The sequence below is a fragment of the Deltaproteobacteria bacterium genome, from assembly GCA_009930495.1.
In the GTDB taxonomy this organism is placed as follows: Bacteria; Desulfobacterota; Desulfovibrionia; order Desulfovibrionales; family Desulfomicrobiaceae; genus Desulfomicrobium.
This window is the reverse complement of sequence record RZYB01000355.1, coordinates 1-1,651: the sequence shown is the minus strand read 5'-3', so window position 1 is coordinate 1,651 and position 1,651 is coordinate 1. Positions and strand designations below refer to the sequence as shown.

General features: G+C 27.4%; 1 protein-coding gene. It reads right to left on the bottom strand.

Annotated elements, in window-relative coordinates; genetic code table 11:
* Positions 1–27: 27 nt before the first annotated feature.
* Complete coding sequence (locus EOL86_14630; protein ID NCD26808.1) at positions 28–1,470, bottom strand: hypothetical protein; 1,443 nt, start codon at positions 1,468–1,470, stop codon at positions 28–30.
* Between the last annotated feature and the right edge of the window lie 181 nt (positions 1,471–1,651).

Below are 1,651 nucleotides of genomic sequence, written 5' to 3'. Positions count from 1 at the left end.
ACATACAATCCACAATAAATACGTATGCTACTCAAATGAAAGGCCTAACCCACTAAATAGGTCTTTCTCTTTTTGGCTAGTTTCACTTATTATTTCTTGTCCATCATCTAATACTATCTTATAAATATTTCTACTAATATTAATAATATCTTCAGGTGTATATTTATTAGATAAGTTCTTTTCTTTGATTTGATTTATTAAGTTATAAAAAATAATTAAACTTATATGATTTATAAAGGCCCAAGCTTCAATTTTCTCATTACTATCTTGGTATGGTGTTTCAACCTTTAATGAATTCTTTAAATAATCAAAGCATTCCTCTATTTCCCATCGTCCTTTGTATCTTAGATAAATTTGCTCTGGATTTTCATCTAGATTGCTAATAAAAGCTAGGTAATTCTTCTTAAGCTTTTCATTAAACTTTTCTCTTGTATAACCCTTGTAACCACATTTAATCTTTTCTAAGTATAAAGATTCTCTTACTTGTTTTAATTCGGTATCCATAAAGATATAAAGAAAATGACAATTAGCACCAACACTCATTTTTTTGTACCATATTGGTCTATTGTGATAAATCAAAAAGTCATCATATTTATCAGTGCCTTCTTCTTCAACAAAAGCATCATTTATATATTTTGTATTACTTTGAAGAGGTAATATATAATTCAATTCATTTTCATCAAGGAATGAATTATTGCTTTTGGAATAGAATCCTTTATCAGCAATTATTGTACAATTCTTTATTCCAGCCTCATGTATTGTCTTTACTAGAGTAGATCTATCTACAATATTACCTGGTAGAAGTCTGTAGTATACTGGAGAATGAGTTGTGTAATTAAAAACATAGAGTAAGTTAATCTGTGTAGATTTTTTCTTACCGTGATTATAGCCTTTTTTTGCATAAGTACTCTTTGAGGACTGAGTAAATATGTTTGTTCCATCAAAAAGAAGAGCTTCATCATTATCAATATATGATCTCATAAAATCTATCATTACAGGTCTGTTATTACCAATAGTTTCAAATAATTTAGTTATGGTGTTTTCACTTAGTCTTAAGTCAGGATGACTTAAGCTAAGAGAGGAGTTATTATAAAATTCCTTTAGATTTTTATTAGTGCATTTATTAACAAGTTGAAGAGCTGCAATTGTAAATATTTCTCTATAAAGACCTGGATAATATTTTTTAAGTTTTGAATAAAGATCCTTATTCAATTGTTCAAACAAAGTATAAACACCATATCCTTTTACAGCTATAGTAGTTGGTTTAATTGAATATTTTTTACTTCTCACAAATCCATCTGCAAGAGTAATTTTACCAATCATCTTATCAGTTACTTTTTTTGATCTTCCTTTTTTTTCATCATATTCATAATGATATGGATAGACATAATACTTACCTTTAAAATCTCTAATTTCGACTTTTCCAAATTCTGTAGGTTTAAAATCTTTAATTGCTTGTGGAATAGGCATAAATAACTCCTCATAACTAGCATACGTATTTACGTATATTATACATTAATATACAACCACAAAGCAAGTCTAAATCCGCAGATTTAATGAGTAAATTTAAAAATATTCCAACTATTTAAGGTTTAGAACACACGAAAAAAGAAATAAAAAGCATCCAGTGCCAATTAAGACAATGAATGCT

Bases quoted from the DNA above. Each gene is read 5' to 3' on its own strand.
- EOL86_14630 (NCD26808.1), bottom strand. From the start codon at position 1,470: ATGCCTATTCCACAAGCAATTAAAGATTTTAAACCTACAGAATTTGGA.